The sequence below is a fragment of the Croceicoccus sediminis genome (assembly GCF_007570835.1).
Lineage (GTDB): Bacteria > Pseudomonadota > Alphaproteobacteria > Sphingomonadales > Sphingomonadaceae > Croceicoccus > Croceicoccus sediminis.
The window spans coordinates 1,170,181-1,187,575 of sequence record NZ_SUNC01000001.1; the positions used below are offsets into that span (position 1 = coordinate 1,170,181).

The window sequence follows — 17,395 nt, forward strand, 5'->3', positions numbered from 1 at the left end:
GGTTTCGCCCGGTTAAGCGCCTTCTGCCAGCGCCATTGCGTTCAAGGTGACGTAGTCGATCTTGCCCGTGCCTAGAACCGGGAGAGCGTCTACGACCCGGATTTCGCGCGGGACCATGATTTCGGCAATGCCGTTCGCCTTGGCCCACGCCTGCAACGCCTTTGCCTGCGCATCGGGGGCTGTGGTGTAGAGCACCATCTGCTCACCCTTTTTCGGATCAGGCCGCGTCACGACAGCATTTTCCGCGTCCGGCCAGACCGCGGCGGCATAGCCTTCGACCGCGGGAAGCGAGACCATTTCCCCACCGATCTTGGCAAACCGCTTGGCCCTGCCTCTGATCGTGACGAAGCCTTCGTCGTCGATCGTGACGATGTCGCCCGTATCGTGCCAGCCACCTTCGGGCGGTTGCAGAACGCCCGGATCGTCCGCCAGGTAATAACCTGCCATGACATTCGGGCCGCGGATGAACAGGCGGCCCCCTTCTTCGATCCCGGGCACATCGTCCAGCCGCGCCTCTATCGCGGGCAGAAGACGCCCGACCGACCCCGCCTTGAAGTGCATCGGCGTGTTGACCGCGATGACCGGCGCTGCCTCTGTCGCGCCATATCCTTCAAGGATGCGTAGCCCGAACTTGTCGGCATAGATCCGGCGCGTCTCGTCACGCACTTTCTCTGCCCCGGCAAAGATATAGCGCAGGGAATAGAAATCGTACCCGTGCGCCATGCGCGCATAGCCGGACAGGAACGTATCGGTCCCGAACATGATCGTCGCATTGGCGTCATAGGCCAGCGCCGGCACGATCCGGTAATGCAGAGGGCTGGGATAGAGCACGGTCCTGATCCCGTTCAGCACCGGCAGCAGCGTGCCGCCTGTCAGCCCGAAGCTGTGAAACACCGGAAGCGCGTTCAGCACCACGTCGCTGCCGTTGAAGTCGATCCGCGCCGAAAGCTGCGCGCAGTTGGCCAAGAGATTACGATGGCTGAGCACGACGCCCTTGGGCGTGCCTTCCGATCCGCTGGTGAACAGGATGACCGCCGGACTGTCGGGCGAAACGCCCAGTTTCGCGTGCCGATGTTCGACGCGGCCCACGGAAAAGGCGGCCCATGCCTTTTCCGGCCCGTCGATGGATTCGGCCAGATCCTCAAGGTAACGAACGTCGATCCCCTCGCCCTCAAGCGCGGCGATCGCACCGTGCAGCTTGGCCTGTTCGACGAAGGCCCGCGCGGTCACGACCGTCCTGACTTTCGCGGTGGCGCAGGCCGACTTCAGGCTGGCCTCGCCCACGGTGAAGTTCAGCATGGCGGGAACGCGCCCGATCGACTGCAGGGCGAAGAACGCCGCCACGACGCCGTTGACGTTGGGCATCAGCAGGCCGACCGCCTCGCCCACTTCGGTCCCTTGCGCCAGCCGCTTGCCCAAAAGGCCCGACCCCGCGATCAACCGGTCGAACGACACCTGCTTTCGGGTCACGTCCTCGATCACCGGCGTGTTGCCGCCGTGCAATTCGCGCGCGGCGCACAGGGCGGTAAAGAGCGTGCGGTCGATCTCGGTCGTGTCGAAGATCATCCGGCTCATTTCGTCATAGAGCCGCCGACCGGCGATGGCCCGGCGTTCGCGCGCGCTCATCTCCCCTTCGATGGCGAAGCGCCTTTGCGGCAGGACGTCGATGGTGATCTTCGGGAAAAGCTGTTGCCGGACTTTGCCCTTGAGGCGCGAGAATGGAGTGAACTGCGGCCCGTCCAGCCGGACCGGGACGATCGGGGCATCGGCCTTGTCAGCGACCATGCCGGGGCCGTCGAACACTTTCATCAAGGCGCCGGTCACGGTGATGCGCCCTTCGGGGAAGATCACCAGCGTGCGCCCTTCGCGCACGGCGCGGACCATGGCCTTGGCCGACATGGGGTTGGTCGGGTCGACCGGGAAAATCTCGAACAGGCTAAAGAACGGTTTGAGCCAGAGATTGCGGGCAATCGCGGTGTGGACCGCGAAAGTCGGCTTGCCCGGCAGGAACGCGCCCAGCAGCACCCCGTCGAGAAACGAGAGGTGGTTCACGATGACCACCGCCCGCTCTCCCTTGGCGGGCATGTTCTCAAGACCGGTCACTTCGACCCGGTACAGCAGGCGCAGGACGAAGGCGGCGATTTGCTTGAACAAGTATTCGGGCAGCAGCCAGATCGACACGAATGCGACGATCAGGGTCAGCCCGCCCAGCACGGCAAGCAGGCCCGGCGTCGCAAAGCCGATGGACAGAAGCGCGGTCATGATCGCCACCAGAAACACAGTCACGCCTGCATTCACAATGTTGTTCGCGGCGATCACGCGCGATCGTTCTTCGGGATCGGACCTGACCTGCAGGAAGGCATAGAGCGGCACGATGAACATCCCGCCCGACAGCGCGATGACGGCAAGGTCGGCCAAAATGCGATAGGACGAGGGGTGGTCGAGAAACTGCCCCACGCTCGCCCCGGCGGTCCGCGGCACGAAACCGCTGGTCGAGAAATAGAGATCGATCAGGCCGAGCGCGAGGAACAGGGCGGAGACCGGTACGAACTTTGCCGATACCTCGCCTTTCAGCAGCCGGTTCACCAGAAGAGAGCCGATCGCGACGAACATCGAGAACACGATCAGGAACAGCGTGACCACGCCCTGCTGCGCATCGAGAGTGCCGCTGACCAGCGGGGCGAACAGCGAAACGACGACCGCGCCGCAAGCAAAGAACCAGCTGATGCCCAGAATGGCGAGCCAGACCCCGCGGGCGTGATGCGCGATGGAAAGGATGCTCATCGTCGCGCGCCAGATATTCCGGTCGATCCGGTGGCTTTCGCGCACGGGCGGCGCGCTGGGCACGGCAAGGCTGACAAGGAAGCCGAGCCCGGCAAAACAGACCGCCGTGATGCCGCCGACCCACGGATCGATGATGCCCGCCAGAAGCTGACCGCCCAGGATTGCGACGAAAGTGCCCGCCTCGATCAGGCCGGTGCCGCCCATGACTTCTTCGCGTTTCAGGTGCTGCGGCAGGATCGAATACTTGACCGGACCGAAGAACGTCGATTGCAGCCCCGACAGGAACAACGCCAGCAAGAGGACCGGGATCGACTGCAACACGAAGCCCAGCAGGCCGAAGCCCATGATCACCACTTCGCCCAGCTTTACGAAGCGGATCACTTTCGACTTGTCGATGGTGTCGGCGATCTGCCCCGCCATGGCCGAGAACAGGAAGTAGGGCAGGATGAACAGGCCGGTCGAGATCGTGGCCAGCATCTCCGCCTTGCCCGGTTCGGCGGTGTAGACGGTAAAACTGGCCAGAAACAGCAGGGAGAATTTCAGCAGGTTGTCGTTGAATGCGCCCAGGAACTGGACAACGAACAGCGGCGCAAAGCGGCGCTTGGCCAGCAAGGACAGGTCAGGTGCGGACAATCGTTCCCCCTACGCGAAAACGCGATGCGCCGGACGCTAGTCGAGCCGGGCTTGGCCGCGCTAGGCCCGCGTGTGTTAAAATTGTGCGTAGACGCTACGGCTTGCGCCCGAACCGGGCCGCATCAGGCCGCCGGAAAGCTGCCGCGCGTGCGGTTCGCGATGGCGACGAGAGAGAGCATCACCGGCACTTCGACCAGAACGCCCACCACCGTCGCCAGCGCCGCCCCGCTGCCCAGCCCGAACAGGCCGATGGCGACCGCGACGGCCAGTTCGAAGAAGTTCGACGTGCCGATCAAGGCGCAGGGCGCGGCAATCGCGTGGGGCACGCGCCAGACCCGCGCGGCGGCATAGGCGATGGCGAATATGCCATAGCTCTGCACCACGATCGGCGCGGCGATCAGTGCGATCAGCAGCGGGTTGCCGACAATCGTGCCAGCCTGAAAACCGAAAAGGAGCAGCACCGTCAGCAGCAAGCCGACGATCGAAAGAGGCTTCATCGCGTGGATAAAGCGCGAAACCGCCGCCACGTCTCCGCCGCTGCGCGACAGGAGCCGTGCGCGAACGATGGCCCCGGCGGCAAGCGGTACGACGACGTAGAGCAGGACCGAAAGCAACAGCGTTTCCCACGGAACCGCGATATCGGTCACGCCCAGCAGAAGCGCGACGATCGGGGCGAAAGCGACGATCATGATCAGGTCGTTCGCGGCCACCTGCACCAGGGTATAGGCGGGGTCGCCGCGAGTCAGTTGCGACCAGACGAAAACCATCGCTGTGCAGGGCGCAGCGCCCAGCAGGATAAGACCGGCGATATATTGCTGCGCATCGGCAGGCGCGATGAGGTCCGCGAAGAAGACCTCGAAGAACAGGACCGCCAGCGACGCCATCGTGAACGGCTTGATCAGCCAGTTCACGACCAGCGTGATGATCAGCCCCTTGGGCCTGTCCCCCACGCGGCGCACCGCCCCGAAATCGACCGCGACCATCATCGGGAAGATCATCGCCCAGATCAGCACCGCGACCACCAGGTTGACCGAGGCATATTCGACGCCCGCCAGCGCCGCGAAGGCGCCGGGCAGAACGTTGCCCAGCACTATCCCTGCAAGGATCGCCCCCGCGACCCAGACCGACAGCCACTTTTCAAAAAGGCCGAGCCCGGCTTCACGCGCGTCCACCGTTCCCTGATCAGTTGCCCCCATCGCCAATCGATCCCCGACATTGCCAATGGGCCGCGCTTTTCAGAATCGCGCGAACCGATCAACGATTTTCGGCAACGGTCACAAGATCAGCGGTCGAGCGCACGCATGGCCAGCGCCAGCGCACCGGCTGGCCCCGCCCTATCGCCAAGCGCGGGGGCGCGGATCATGTCGTCCAGCCGCGCCGTGTCGATGTCGGTAAGATAACCGGCAAGGATCTCGGGAATACACGCCCGCGCCTTATCCAGAAGGTGCGGCTGACGGTTCGTAACCCCGCCACCGACCAGAATACGCTGCGGCGAGAACGTCAGGATCAGCTGCGCCAGCAATTCGGCAAGGTCGCTTGCCACCGGGCACCACGCCGGATCGTCCGCCGCCAGTTCGCCGGGATGAACGGGCAGTCTTTCAAGGAGCGCGGGCCCGCTCAGCAGCCCTTCGGCGCAATCTGCGTGGAACGGACAGACACCCGCAAAGGTATCCCCGTCAGCACGGCGCATACGGACGTGCCCCGCCTCCGGGTGCAGCAATCCGTGTACCGGCACGCCGTCGAGCAGGATGCCTGCGCCAAGCCCCGTGCCGATGGTGATGTAGATCGTGTTCGAACACCCTTGCGCCGCGCCAATGGCGTATTCGGCCATGGCAGCTGCATTCACGTCGGTATCGAGGCCGATCGGGCAATCGAAACGCGCGGCGACGAGCGCATGGACGGGCGTGTTCGCCCAACCCGGCTTGGGCGTGGCGAGTATCGAGCCGAAATCGGAAGCATCGCGCGAAACGCGAATGGGGCCGAAGCTGGCGATACCGATGGCGGCCAGCGCCTCAACCTCGTTCCATTCGGCCAGAACGTCGATCATTGCACTCAGCGTTTCGTCCGGCGTCGTCGTCGGAAAGGACCGCATCTCTACCACGTCGAGCCCGCGTCCGCGCACCGCGATGGCCTTGGTACCGCCGAGTTCGATCCCGGCAACGGGCGTCATCGTGTCCATGGTGCGGCGTCCTCCTTGTTATCGCGGCCTTTTGCAGAGCGTTCCCGCACTGCAAGGCAAAGTCCAGTCAAATCAGGGAAGTGGTTGGGGGTGGCTCTTTTGAGGGAAGAGGAGCCACCCCCACGCGTCCGATCCCGAGAATTCGGAAAAGGCGCCGCACAAAAGGACCGGTTGAGGGAGAGAGATGCGAAACGCGGAAAAGAGCATTGCAAGCCGCTAGTCCGAAGCGCCGCAATGCCCTTTTCCGGTGTCCGCGCCGGTCCGCTTGTGCAAGTGCTTTGCAATCGTTTGCAAGAAGAGTCAAGATGTACTTGCGCAAGACCGGTCCGCGCCCCTGTCCGAAACGAGGGTTTGCGCCCGATGCTGCTCCCAATCTATGTCATGCACATGGACGAACTGCCCCAATCGCCGGACGAGGAGGAACAGGTACAGGTTCGCACGCTTGCCGACCTTGCGAAGCTGGCGGGCGTCTCCACCGGAACGGTGTCTCGCGCACTGGCGGGGTCGAAGCTCGTCAAGGCCAGGACCCGCGAAAAGATCCAGTCCATGGCGCGCGAACACGGGTTTCGCCCCAACCAGATGGCAAGCAAGCTGCGCACGCAGCGCACCGGCATCATCGGCGTGGTGATCCCCTTGGGGCACGAACTGAAGCAGCATATTTCCGACCCATTCTTCATCAAGCTGATCGGCCATCTGGCGGACGAGCTGACAGAGAACGGCTACCAACTGCTGCTGAGCCGGGCGATCCCGTCCGAAACGCCCGACTGGCTCGACCGCATCTGCGGCTCCGGCATGGTCGACGGGGTCATCGTCATCGGCCAGTCCGATCAGTTCGACGCGATCGAAGAATGCGCGAAGACTTATCCCAAGATGGTGATCTGGGGCGCGCATCGCGCAGGTCAGCACCAGTGCACCGTCGGCACCGACAACGTGAAAGGCGGAGCGATTGCCGCGCGCCGCCTGATCGATGCGGGCGCGCGCAAGCTGGCGTTTTTCGGATTTCACACCGGGATCGAGATCGCGGACCGCCTTGCCGGGGCGCGGCAGGTCGCGGACGAGGCGGGTGTCAGCTTCATGCATCTGCCCTGCCACATGTCGGACGACCTGATCGAATCCGAACTGCGCGAACACCTTGCAATCCATGCGGACAATATCGACGGGATCATCACCGCGTCCGATCTCATCGCCACGCACGCGGTACATATCCTGGGCGGAATGGGCCGGTCGGTGCCCGGAGACATCCAGGTGATCGGCTTCGACGACCTGCCGCTCTCTTCCCGTACACAGCCGCCGCTCTCCTCCATAAGACAGGATATCGAGCGCGGAGCGAAGGAAATGGTAGCAAAGCTTCTCGATGCGATTGCGGGGCGCACGATCGAACCGCTCATCATGGAACCGTCGCTGATCGATCGCGGCACCACGCTGCCGCTTCGCTAAGGCAGATCGGAACACAATCGGCGTTTGAACGCTGAGACAGGAAGGCGCGCATCGCAATGCGGGTCTTGCGCAAAACAAGGAGTGAAACGTGAAAGCCCTTAAAGCCAAAGCTTCCATCCTCGCGCTGGCCGCGCCATTTGCCCTGGCCGCGTGCGGCGATTCGGCCGAACCCGCGGGCGAGGCGACGATGGACCCGGCTGCCGCCGAAACTGCAGAGGCCCAGACCGCTACCGCCGAGTTGAAGGACACCGAAGGCAATGTCGTCGGCAATGTCACCGTGACCGGTGAGGATGGCGCCCTGATGGTCGAAGTGAACGCGATGAACATGCCCGCCGGCATGCACGGCGCGCATATCCACGAAACCGGTGACTGTTCGGCAGGCGATTTCGCCAGCGCTGGCGGCCACTGGAACCCGGACAACAAGAACCACGGTCCCAACAGCGAACCGCCCAACCCCCATGCCGGTGACATCGGCAATATCGAAATCGCCGAAGACGGCACGGGCACGCTGTCCAACACGTCTTCGGGCACATGGGCAGGCCTGATGGATGCGGACGGTTCGGCCTTCGTCGTCCATGCCGATGCCGACGACAAGGAAAGCCAGCCTTCGGGCAACGCCGGTGCGCGTATCGCCTGCGGTGTATTCGTTTCGAGCTGATCGAGGCGTCGAGACATGAAAAGGGGCGGGCCGCCATATCGGCGCCCGCCCCTTTTTCGTGTCGGTACTATCGAAATTTAACGGAAAGCGACCTTCACGCCCTGGCTGACCGCCTCGGCCAGTTCGTGTGCGTCCCAGTTGGTCAGGCGGACACAGCCGTGGCTGTTCGTCTTGCCGATCAGGCTGGGATCGGGCGAACCGTGAATGCCATAGCCGTCCTTGGTCAGGTCGATCCACGTGCCGCCCACCGGATTGTTCGGCCCCGCCGCAATGGTCAGCTGTTCATCAGGGCCCCAATCGTTCGCTTCGGGGTTGAAATAGTACTTGGGCGCAGGGGCGACCGCGCGCACTTCCATCTCGCCTTCGGGGCTGGGAAACGAAGTGCTGCCGATGGAGGCGGGGTAAGTCGCGACCAGTTCGTCCTTGTCGTTGAACACGGCCAGTTCGTTCGTGTCCTTGTGAATCTCGATGCGCGCGACATTGGCGTTCAGCTTCTCGTCGCCGTGGTTCACGATCGTCAGCGTCTGGCCCGCCTTGCCGAAATCGGCATCGGGATTCAGCGCGGACAGGAAGTCTGCATCCATGTGAAACCGCTCGGCCAGCATTTCGCGGGCGTCCTCATAGCCTGACGCGGACAGTTTCGCGCGTTCGGCAAAATCGCTCGGGATCGTGACGAAGTCGGTGGCGGCGTCCTCGTCCGTCACGGTGTAAGTCGCAAAGATCGCGCTGCCCTCCTTCGACTTCAGCGAATCGATCAGGTCCTGGTCCACCCCGCCCTCGCCAAGGCCGTTTGCCCGGCGATAGGCGGCGATGGCGCGGTCGGTATTTCCGCCCCCGTAACCGTCGATCACGCCCGGCGAATGGACCGACCGGTCGAGCAGGACCTGTACGGCCAGCGCGTCGATCGTACGGTCGCCCAGCATCGACTGCGTCACCCCGTCGGGAAGCGTGAAGCCGTATTGCGAAGTGGTGGACGCGCTTGCCTCGACCTTCGGGGACGAACCTGATGCGCTATCCTGTGCGAATAGCGGCGTGGCGGAAAAGGTCAGGGCGGTGGAAAGTGCGAGCAATTTTATAGTTTTGTGCATGCCCGACCAACGGGTACCTGCCATGACCGTTCCCCAAGACGCCCACTGCCCGTGTCCCTTGGCCCTCGCCCCTTGCTCGCAGCCCCCATTACGCCTATCTGCGCGGCAAATCCCTTCAGTTTCAGATTTCGCCCAAGAGGACGACAGATGGCCGCCCAGTACGCATACGTCATGAAGAACATGACGAAGACTTTCCCCGGCGCGCAAAAGCCGGTGCTCTCCAACATCAACCTGCAGTTCTATCAGGGCGCCAAGATCGGCATCGTCGGCCCGAACGGTGCGGGTAAGTCGACCCTGATCAAGATCATGGCCGGTGTGGACACCGACTTTACCGGCGAGGCATGGGCCGGTGAGAACATCACCGTCGGCTATCTGGAGCAGGAGCCCGAACTGGACGAGAGCAAGACCGTGCTCGAAAACGTCAAGGACGGTGCGCGCGACATCGCCGACATGGTCGATCGCTTCAACCAGATCGGCATGGAAATGGCCGAGGAAGACGCCGACTTCGACGCGCTGGGCGCGGAGATGAGCGAGCTTCAGGACAAGATCGACGCGGTCGACGGCTGGACGCTGGACAACCAGCTCGAAGTCGCGATGGAAGCGCTGCGCTGCCCGCCGGGCGACTGGCCCGTCAGCGACCTGTCGGGCGGTGAAAAGCGCCGCGTGGCGCTGACCCGCCTGCTGATCCAGAAGCCGTCGATCCTGCTGCTGGACGAACCGACCAACCACCTCGACGCCGAATCCGTGCAGTGGCTTGAAAACCACCTCAAGGAATATGCCGGTGCCGTGCTGATGATCACCCACGACCGCTACTTCCTCGATAACGTGGTGGGCTGGATCCTCGAACTCGACCGTGGTTCGTACTACCCCTACGAAGGCAACTACTCGACCTATCTCGAAAAGAAGGCCAAGCGTCTCGAACAGGAAAGCCGCGAGGAATCGGGCAAGCAGAAAGCCCTGTCGCGCGAGCTTGAGTGGATCCGTCAGACCCCCGCCGCGCGCCAGACCAAGTCGAAGGCCCGTATCCGCAAGTTCGAGGAACTGCAGAACAGCCAGGACAGTCGCCAGGTCGGCAAGGCCCAGATCGTCATCCAGGTGCCCGAACGCCTTGGCGGCAAGGTGATCGAGGCCAAGAACATCACCAAGGCCTATGGCGACAAGCTTCTGTTCGAAAACCTGTCGTTCATGCTGCCGCCGGGCGGCATTGTCGGCGTGATCGGTCCTAACGGCGCGGGTAAGTCCACGCTGTTCAAGATCATCACCGGCAAGGAAGAACCCGACAGCGGCACGATCGAGATCGGCCAGACGGTCCACCTCGGTTATGTCGACCAGAGCCGCGACCACCTGAATCCCAAGCACAATGTCTGGGAAGAGATTTCCGACGGCCTCGACTACATGAAGGTCAACGGACAGGACATGTCGACGCGCGCCTATGTCGGTGCCTTCAACTTCAAGGGCCAGGACCAGCAGAAGAACGTCGGCAAGCTGTCGGGCGGTGAACGCAACCGCGTCCACATGGCCAAGATGCTGAAGGAGGGTGGCAACGTCCTCCTGCTCGACGAACCGACCAACGACCTCGACGTCGAAACGCTGGGCGCGCTTGAAGACGCGATCGAGAATTTCGCCGGTTGCGCCGTGGTCATCTCGCACGACCGCTTCTTCCTCGATCGTCTGGCGACTCACATTCTCGCGTTCGAGGGCGACAGCCACGTCGAATGGTTCGAAGGCAACTTCGAGGCTTATGAGGAGGACAAGCGCCGCCGTCTGGGCGATGCCGCGGATCGCCCGACCCGCCTTGCCTACAAGAAGCTGACCCGCTGATCGAATACTGCCCCGCCGTTCATGTAAGTATGCCTTAACATGAACGGCGGGATGCAGGCCGGTTCAGGACTGCGACAGACGGATACATATAGATACTACCACAGCGACCGAGACGTGCGCCTAGCGCCGATCCATGTGGAGAGTATCAATGACCAGGGCCAAAGCCTTCAATGCAGTGACGGGAGCGTTGCTCTGCGCCACCATGCTGGCAGGTGCACCGATCGCGCAGGCTGCCGAAATCGCACCTCGCACCGGCGTAACCGCTGGTATCGACATGAGCGCAAACTTGCGCGACAAGGAAGAACGCCGCTCGCAGCGCCGTTCAGAACGCGTCAGCAGCCGAGAGGCACCGCGCCTGCGTTCGTCGGGACGACAGGAAACGCGCGACACCCGCGCCCAGAACAACCGCCGCACCAGTTCCAGCCAGTCGAACCGTTCGGACGAACGTTCGGGTCGTCAGTGGAACCAGTCTGACCGTCGCAGTGAAACGGCGAAGACCCGTTCGGGTCGGGATTGGAACCGGAGCGAGAGCAGGCCTAACCGGGGCGACACGCACCGCGATCGTATCCGCCAGGCCGAACGCGATCAGAACGACCGTGCCCGCTCTGGCGATCGCAACCGGTCCTATGCCGACCGCGACCGCAATCGCGATTATTCGAGCCGCGACCGGACCCGGAATCGGGACCGTGACACGAACTGGCGCGATCGCACGCGCCACGTCGATCGCAGCGACCGCTATCGTGACAGGGACCGGAACTACCGGGACAGGAACTATCGCGACCGCGACCGGAACTATCGCGACCGTGACCGCTATGCGCACCGCAATCACCGCAAGTGGAATCGCCAGTGGCGGCACAACAACCGCTACGACTGGCACCGCTATCGCACGCACAACCGCAGCCTTTATCGGGTCGGCCGGTATTACTCGCCCTATCGCGACTATCGCTATCGCCGCCTGTCGATCGGCTTCACCATCGGCTCGCTGTTCTACAGCTCGCGGTACTGGATCAACGATCCGTGGCGCTATCGCCTGCCCGAAGTCTACGGCCCCTATCGCTGGGTCCGCTACTACGACGACGTGATGCTGGTCGACATGTACAGCGGCGAAGTTGTCGACGTGATCTACGACTTCTTCTGGTAAGGTCAGGGTCGCAGACCTTAGCCGGAAGGACGGCCCCCCGAGCATCGCTTGGGGGGCCGTTTTCGCATCAGCGCTTGCCCAGACCGGGGATCATCCGCCCCAGTTCATTGGTCTTGTCATAGAACTGATGCTTGAGCGCACCCAGAATGTGCAGGACGATGAGCACCGACATCCCGGTCCACAGCGTCTCGTGGACTTCAAGAATCGATTTGCCCGCGCTCGGGTTTTCCGCGACCGGCAGGGCGAACATTTCGAAAAGGCCAAAAATATCGACGGTTTTCCCGTAAGACGACACGGCAAGCCAGCCGGTCAGCGGAATCCCGATCAGCAGGAAGTAGAAAAGCACATGGGCGGTCTTTGCCAGCATGCGTTCCCACTTGGCATAGTCCGAATGCATTGCCGGCGGCGGGTTCATCAGGCGCCATATGATGCGCAGCACCGTCAGGAACAGAATGGTTATGCCCAGCGCCTTATGCGGGTTCATGTAGGCCGCAGCGGCCGCGCCCTCGAGATGATGTCCCGTCTCGGCCAGTCGCCAATTGACGATGACAGCGATCGCGATGACCCAGTGCAGGATGATGGCCCCCATCGAATAGCGGGCCTGAGAGGTGTTGCTTGTTGCCATTGTGCTGTGCTTAGCCTTTCGTGACGAAGTCCAAAATCGGACAATCCTGACCCTATTGATACCGTTCCAGAAAATCGAAGCAATCAAATGGCAAAGACCGGACGCACCGACAAAGCGAACCAGCGCGAAATCGCCGCCATGAACGAGGCCGTTCTCGCCCGTCTGAAAGCCGATGACAGCGTACAGGTCCTCGTCGACGACAAACTGCAACTGTTTGGTATTCCCGACTTCTTCTCGCCTGAAGAGTGCGAGCGGTTGATGAAGATGGTCGACGATACCGCCCGCCCCTCGCCCGTGTTCGACGTCGATTACGGCAAACAGGCGCGCACCAGTTATTCGGGCGATCTCGATCCCTACAATCCGTTCGTGCGCATGTTGCACCGGCGGATGGACGACCTGATGGGAGTGCCGGAAAACTGGGGCGAGACGATGCAGGGCCAGCGTTACGCCGTGGGCCAACAGTTCAAGGCCCACCACGACTGGTTCGACACCAGCCAACCCTACTGGACCGGAGAGGTCTCGCTCGGCGGACAGCGGGCCTGGACGCTGATGGTCTATCTTAACGACGTGGAAGAAGGCGGTTCGACCGATTTTCCCAAGGCCAATATCGCCGTCCCGCCGCAGCAAGGCACCCTGATCGCGTGGAGCAACGCCAACGCCGACGGCAAGGTGAACATGGAAACGCTGCACGCCGGAACCCCGGTCGTCAAAGGGGTCAAATACGTCGTCACTCGCTGGTACCGCGCCCGCGCGTGGTACTAGGCTGAACAGGAGTTCTTCGCCATGGCCGCCACCGACAGCAAGATCGTCGCCTGCCCATCGTGCAACACCTTGAACCGCATGCCCGACGCAAAACCGGCGGCAGAGGCGAAATGCGGCAAGTGCGGATCGATGCTGTTCAAGGGCAAGGTGCTGACCCTGACCGCTGCGAACTTCGACGCCCATGCCGCAAAGGGCGACTTGCCATTGCTGGTCGATTTCTGGGCGTCGTGGTGCGGCCCGTGCCGCCAGATGGCCCCGGCCTTTGCCGCCGCGGCGCAGCAGCTTGAACCCGGCATGCGGCTGGGCAAACTCGATACAGAGGCGGAGCAGGCAATCGCCGGGCGGTACGGCATCCGGTCCATCCCCACGATGATCCTGTTCGCGAAGGGCCGCGAAGTGGCGCGCCAGTCGGGCGCGATGCCGACCGGCGCGATCGTTTCGTGGGCGCGGCAGGCCTTCCCGCGCTAGGGCTTACTGCGCGGTAAGGCCGCCATCGACGACGAATTCGGCGCCCGTGATGTACTTCGCCCCGTCCGAAATCAGGAAGGCGATGGTATGCGCGATGTCGTCCGGCTCTCCCATGCGTTTCATCGGGATCGACGCGTTGATCGCGTCGTAGCCATCGGGATTGTCGGCAATCGCCACTTTCTGCATGTCGGTCCAGATCACGCCGGGATGCACGGTATTCACGCGGATGCCCTTGTCCGCCACTTCCATCGCGATCGACTTGCTCATCAACCGGACCCCGCCCTTGCTGGCCGCATAGGCTGCCGTGCCCGCTATCCCGACAAGGCCGGCCACCGACGACAGGTTCACGATGGCCCCGCTCTCCTGCTCTTTCATCGCGGGAAGCACCGCGCGGCAACCCAGGTAGACGCTCTTCAGGTTGACGTCGATCTGCTTGTCCCAGCTTGCCTCGTCGAGGTCTTGCATGAAACGCAGCACGGCGATCCCCGCGTTGTTGACCAGCCCGTCGATACGGCCCCGTTCCTTCGTCACGGTATCGACCAGTTCGGTCCATGCCGCAGCGTCGGTCACGTCCTGCGCCAGGCCGGTTGCCGTCAGCCCTTCTTCGCGCAATTCGGCGGCGCGCGCGGCAACTGCGCCAGCATCAAGGTCGGTCAGGTAGATGGCATGGCCCTGGCGCGCCAGCATGCGGGCCGTGGCAAATCCCAGGCCCGCATCGGAAGCGGCGCCGGTCACGATAATGGTCTTTTGCGTCATGGATCAGTCTTTCCGTTTTCAGGCATTTCGCAGCCAGGCCCGGTCGTAGGACCGGTCCTTCATGTCGTGACGGCCGGTCAGGGCATCGGCGAGGTCGGTTTTCAGGAATTCGTCGGCGGCAGGTTCCTTGCGCGCCCAGTCGTTGACTTCGGACCGGTGGGCAAAGCGCCATTCGCCATCGCGACGTTCATAGCGGTCGATGTACCGGCCGCAGATCGTCATATCGACGGGTGCGCCATCCTCCACGATGCGGTGGAAGGCATAGAAATAGACTTCGCCGAAAGCCATGTCGGCATCGTCCTCGTCGAACCAGATAAGGTGCTGGCCGATGAGGTGCTGGTTGGCCAGGTGTTCGACCAGCAGGCCTTGGGCAAAGCGGACGAAGTCGGGGCCGCTGCCGACGAAGATGCCATAGTCGGTCGTGGAATCGGGCCAGAACGTGCTCATCTGCAGATCGGCGTCGAGGCGGTCCTGACCGCGCATGTACCGGGCGGCCAGATCGCGGATCGCGTCTTTCGCCAAAAGCCTGTCGAGGTCGTTCATCGCTTTTTATCCCGTTATCGCGTTGAAAACGGAGCCGGCAGGCGGGTGGTGTTGCCTGCCGGCCCAGGTTCAAGTCTGCATGGTGCGAGGGAGGGCAGCCATGCGAGGGAAACTGCATGGGGTCATCGGTCCGGAAAGGACGCGCAATGGTGCCGTCGTGTCTGACATCGCCTATCCTTTCCCGTGACCGGCGAGGCCTGTCTTTTGTCTGGCGCCTCGCGGGGTGCCCCTGGTTCAGGGCAACTGCGAAACTGTCACAGCCGGCAATTACAGTGCACTGCAATTATGGATAGGTTTCGGCGGCCTTAATACGCGCGATGGCATCCCGGGCATCGGCAAGCACCGCGGTCTGAAGATCGCCCCGGACATGCGGGGCAAGAACTTGCCAGACGGCCAGCCGCATGTGCGCGTTCAACGCCTTGTCGGCGATCGTCCCGCCCGACCACAGCGAGATGAGGCTGACGATCCGCATGGCCAGCAGGTTGCAGATCAGGGGTACGTCGGATGCGTCGACGATACCCCGGTCCGCCAGGGGTGCGAGCGCGACGCCAACGTGCCGTTCGTAAATCTCTCCCAGCGAAACCAGATCAGGATTGCGCACCAGCACCGTCGCCAGCCCGCGGGCGAGCGCAGGCGCGGCCAGAGTTTCGTGGGCAAGCGTATCGGCCAGTGCATGGAAATAGCCCAGATCGCCGACACCTGCATTATCGGCGATACTGCTGATGATCGCTTCGGATCGTTCGCGCGCGCTGGTCGCGACGAGGATGTCCTTCGACGAATAGATGTTGAACAGCGTGCGTTCCGCGACCTTTGCGGCCCTTGCGATCATCTTCATCGACACGCCGTCATAGCCGTGTTCGGCCAGCAGGGCGTAAGTCGTCGACAGGATGCGGGCGCGGCGTTCGAGTTGACGCGGCGTCAGGGCGCGCGGGCCGGTGGTCGCCTGTTCCACGTGCTGAGCCCTCCCCGCCTTTTCCGTAACGCCGAACGCCGCCCCGATCAGGCCGCCTGCGAGGGGGCGGTCTTGGGCGCGGTCGCGCGGCTGACGATGACGATCATCAGCCACGCCACGATGAAGCCGGGAATGATCTCATAAACGCCGGGGCCGCCAAGGAAGCTGGCGTTGAAACCCAGAGCAATCCACGCAATCACGACCAGCGCGCCCGAAACCAGCCCTGCGACCGCGCCCGTCCCGGTCATCCGGTCCCAGGTAAGCGCCAGGACGATCAGCGGACCGAAAGCAGCGCCAAAGCCTGCCCAGGCATTGGACACGAGGCCAAGGACTTCGCTTTCCGGGTCGGAGGCAATGGCGATCGCGGCCAGCGCGACAAGCAGGACGCAGACGCGCGAGACGTTCACCGTTTCCCGCTCTGACGCGGATTTACGCAGGAAGAGGCGGTAGAAATCCTCAGTCAGCGAGGACGAGGCGACGAGCAGCTGCGAGCTGATCGTGCTCATGATCGCGGCCAGCAGCGCCGCGAGCAGGAAGCCCGTGATCAGCGGGTGGAACAGCGTGTCGGCCAGCAGGATGAAGATCGTTTCCGGATCCTCCAGCACGAGATTGTTAATCTCGACATGGGCGCGGCCAAGGATGCCGACGCCCAGCGCGCCGATCAGCGACACGAACATCCAGCTCATGCCGATGTTGCGCGCGGTTTTCACGCCGCCTTCGCGGACGGCCATGAAGCGCACGATGATGTGCGGCTGTCCGAAATAGCCCAGGCCCCAGGTGACCGCCGACAAAAAGCCAACGACGGTGAGCCCCGAAAACAGCGAGAGAAACTCCGGATTGACCCGCCGAAGTGCTTCGGAAACGCTGGCACTGCCGCCATCGCTGGTCAGGACGACGATCGGCATCAACACCAGCGCGACGACCATGATGCAGCCCTGCACGAAGTCGGTCAGCGACACGGCCAGGAAGCCACCGACCATCGTATAGGCCAGCACGACCCCCGCCGTCAGCCAGATGCCGGTCATGTAATCGCTCATCCCCGTATCGCCGAACAGGCCCGCAAAGCTTGTCACGAACAGCTTGCCGCCGCCAACAAGCCCTGCGGCCGTATAGACGGTGAAGAACAGCACGATGATGATCGCGGAAACGACACGCAGCGCGATGGCGCGGTCGGGGAAGCGGTTGGCGAGGAATTCGGGGATCGTCAGGGCATTGCCGTAATCCACCGTCTGCTGGCGAAGGCGCGGCGCCACGATGATCCAGTTGGCCAGCGCGCCGACGAAAAGGCCGATCCCGATCCACGCCTCGACAAGGCCGCTGGCATAGAGCGCGCCGGGCAGGCCCAGCAGCAGCCAGCCCGACATGTCGGACGCGCCTGCGGACAAGGCCGCGACGGCAGGAGGCAGGTTTCGTCCGCCCAGAAGGTATCCTTCCGAACTGTCGGTCGACTTCTTCCAGGCAAACAGGCCGATGCCCAGCATCAGCACGAAGTAGAGGGTGAGGGAGATGAGTGTTCCAGTAGCCATGCGCACGGAGTTAATGGAGCGA

15 protein-coding genes are annotated in these 17,395 nt (G+C 63.0%); 6 read left to right on the forward strand and 9 right to left on the reverse strand.

Annotation, left to right across the window (positions count from 1 at the left end):
* Positions 1–12: 12 nt before the first annotated feature.
* From FAX90_RS05470 to FAX90_RS05480, 3 genes are all read right to left on the reverse strand, one after another.
* Positions 13–3,417 carry an acyl-[ACP]--phospholipid O-acyltransferase gene (locus FAX90_RS05470; RefSeq protein WP_240704738.1) on the reverse strand — a complete coding sequence of 1,135 codons (3,405 nt, stop codon included), beginning with the start codon at positions 3,415–3,417 and terminating at the stop codon, positions 13–15.
* A gap of 122 nt (positions 3,418–3,539) precedes the next feature.
* Positions 3,540–4,613, reverse strand: coding sequence for an ACR3 family arsenite efflux transporter (gene arsB / locus FAX90_RS05475; protein WP_144096231.1), 1,074 nt, complete (start codon positions 4,611–4,613; stop codon positions 3,540–3,542).
* Between the two features lie 86 nt (positions 4,614–4,699).
* Positions 4,700–5,596 (reverse strand): ROK family protein, encoded by an 897-nt coding sequence (locus tag FAX90_RS05480; RefSeq protein WP_338080247.1) that lies wholly within the window; start codon positions 5,594–5,596, stop codon positions 4,700–4,702.
* 360 nt (positions 5,597–5,956) lie between these two features.
* Here FAX90_RS05480 and FAX90_RS05485 point away from each other — a divergent pair, with 360 nt between their 5' ends.
* The gene (locus FAX90_RS05485) at positions 5,957–7,033 is read left to right on the forward strand and encodes a LacI family DNA-binding transcriptional regulator (protein ID WP_240704739.1); all 1,077 of its coding nucleotides are present in this window, start codon (positions 5,957–5,959) and stop codon (positions 7,031–7,033) included.
* An 88-nt stretch (positions 7,034–7,121) separates the two neighbouring features.
* Complete coding sequence (locus FAX90_RS05490) at positions 7,122–7,691, forward strand: superoxide dismutase family protein (RefSeq protein WP_144096233.1); 570 nt, start codon at positions 7,122–7,124, stop codon at positions 7,689–7,691.
* A gap of 77 nt (positions 7,692–7,768) precedes the next feature.
* Here the strand turns inward: FAX90_RS05490 and FAX90_RS05495 are convergent, their stop codons facing one another.
* A complete protein-coding gene (locus FAX90_RS05495; protein WP_240704740.1) occupies positions 7,769–8,761 on the reverse strand; it encodes a L,D-transpeptidase family protein in 993 nt (330 codons plus the stop codon).
* Positions 8,762–8,926: 165 nt separating this feature from the next.
* On the opposite strand from FAX90_RS05495, the gene ettA reads away from it, so the two are divergent.
* Together ettA and FAX90_RS05505 are read left to right on the forward strand one after the other, a co-directional pair.
* A complete protein-coding gene (gene ettA, locus FAX90_RS05500; RefSeq protein WP_144096237.1) occupies positions 8,927–10,600 on the forward strand; it encodes an energy-dependent translational throttle protein EttA in 1,674 nt (557 codons plus the stop codon).
* A 148-nt stretch (positions 10,601–10,748) separates the two neighbouring features.
* Entirely contained in the window at positions 10,749–11,741 is a 993-nt protein-coding gene (locus tag FAX90_RS05505) for an RcnB family protein (protein ID WP_240704741.1), read from the forward strand.
* A 67-nt stretch (positions 11,742–11,808) separates the two neighbouring features.
* On the opposite strand, the gene FAX90_RS05510 is transcribed toward FAX90_RS05505, so the two are convergent.
* Positions 11,809–12,366, reverse strand: coding sequence for a cytochrome b (locus tag FAX90_RS05510; RefSeq protein ID WP_144096239.1), 558 nt, complete (start codon positions 12,364–12,366; stop codon positions 11,809–11,811).
* 87 nt (positions 12,367–12,453) lie between these two features.
* On the opposite strand from FAX90_RS05510, the gene FAX90_RS05515 reads away from it, so the two are divergent.
* Both FAX90_RS05515 and trxC read left to right on the forward strand, forming a co-directional pair.
* The gene (locus tag FAX90_RS05515; protein ID WP_144096241.1) at positions 12,454–13,128 is read left to right on the forward strand and encodes a prolyl hydroxylase family protein; all 675 of its coding nucleotides are present in this window, start codon (positions 12,454–12,456) and stop codon (positions 13,126–13,128) included.
* 21 nt (positions 13,129–13,149) lie between these two features.
* Positions 13,150–13,596, forward strand: coding sequence for a thioredoxin TrxC (gene trxC / locus FAX90_RS05520; protein WP_144096243.1), 447 nt, complete (start codon positions 13,150–13,152; stop codon positions 13,594–13,596).
* 3 nt (positions 13,597–13,599) lie between these two features.
* Here the strand turns inward: trxC and FAX90_RS05525 are convergent, their stop codons facing one another.
* From FAX90_RS05525 to putP, 4 genes are all read right to left on the reverse strand, one after another.
* Positions 13,600–14,352, reverse strand: a complete 753-nt coding sequence (locus tag FAX90_RS05525) for an SDR family NAD(P)-dependent oxidoreductase (protein WP_144096245.1) — start codon at positions 14,350–14,352, stop codon at positions 13,600–13,602.
* Between the two features lie 18 nt (positions 14,353–14,370).
* A complete protein-coding gene (locus FAX90_RS05530; protein ID WP_144096246.1) occupies positions 14,371–14,895 on the reverse strand; it encodes a nuclear transport factor 2 family protein in 525 nt (174 codons plus the stop codon).
* Between the two features lie 283 nt (positions 14,896–15,178).
* Positions 15,179–15,847 (reverse strand): TetR/AcrR family transcriptional regulator, encoded by a 669-nt coding sequence (locus tag FAX90_RS05535; RefSeq protein WP_170234875.1) that lies wholly within the window; start codon positions 15,845–15,847, stop codon positions 15,179–15,181.
* 47 nt (positions 15,848–15,894) lie between these two features.
* Complete coding sequence (gene putP / locus FAX90_RS05540; RefSeq protein ID WP_144096249.1) at positions 15,895–17,373, reverse strand: sodium/proline symporter PutP; 1,479 nt, start codon at positions 17,371–17,373, stop codon at positions 15,895–15,897.
* Positions 17,374–17,395 lie beyond the last annotated feature (22 nt).

What these genes read in the sequence shown, in the direction of transcription:
- arsB (WP_144096231.1), bottom strand. Translation starts at nt 4,613, where the DNA reads ATGGGGGCAACTGATCAGGGAACGGTGGACGCGCGTGAAGCCGGGCTC.
- FAX90_RS05480 (WP_338080247.1), bottom strand. Translation starts at nt 5,596, where the DNA reads ATGGACACGATGACGCCCGTTGCCGGGATCGAACTCGGCGGTACCAAG.
- FAX90_RS05485 (WP_240704739.1), top strand. Translation starts at nt 5,957, where the DNA reads ATGCTGCTCCCAATCTATGTCATGCACATGGACGAACTGCCCCAATCG.
- ettA (WP_144096237.1), top strand. Translation starts at nt 8,927, where the DNA reads ATGGCCGCCCAGTACGCATACGTCATGAAGAACATGACGAAGACTTTC.
- FAX90_RS05505 (WP_240704741.1), top strand. Translation starts at nt 10,749, where the DNA reads ATGACCAGGGCCAAAGCCTTCAATGCAGTGACGGGAGCGTTGCTCTGC.
- FAX90_RS05510 (WP_144096239.1), bottom strand. Translation starts at nt 12,366, where the DNA reads ATGGCAACAAGCAACACCTCTCAGGCCCGCTATTCGATGGGGGCCATC.
- FAX90_RS05515 (WP_144096241.1), top strand. Translation starts at nt 12,454, where the DNA reads ATGGCAAAGACCGGACGCACCGACAAAGCGAACCAGCGCGAAATCGCC.
- trxC (WP_144096243.1), top strand. Translation starts at nt 13,150, where the DNA reads ATGGCCGCCACCGACAGCAAGATCGTCGCCTGCCCATCGTGCAACACC.
- FAX90_RS05525 (WP_144096245.1), bottom strand. Translation starts at nt 14,352, where the DNA reads ATGACGCAAAAGACCATTATCGTGACCGGCGCCGCTTCCGATGCGGGC.
- FAX90_RS05530 (WP_144096246.1), bottom strand. Translation starts at nt 14,895, where the DNA reads ATGAACGACCTCGACAGGCTTTTGGCGAAAGACGCGATCCGCGATCTG.
- putP (WP_144096249.1), bottom strand. Translation starts at nt 17,373, where the DNA reads ATGGCTACTGGAACACTCATCTCCCTCACCCTCTACTTCGTGCTGATG.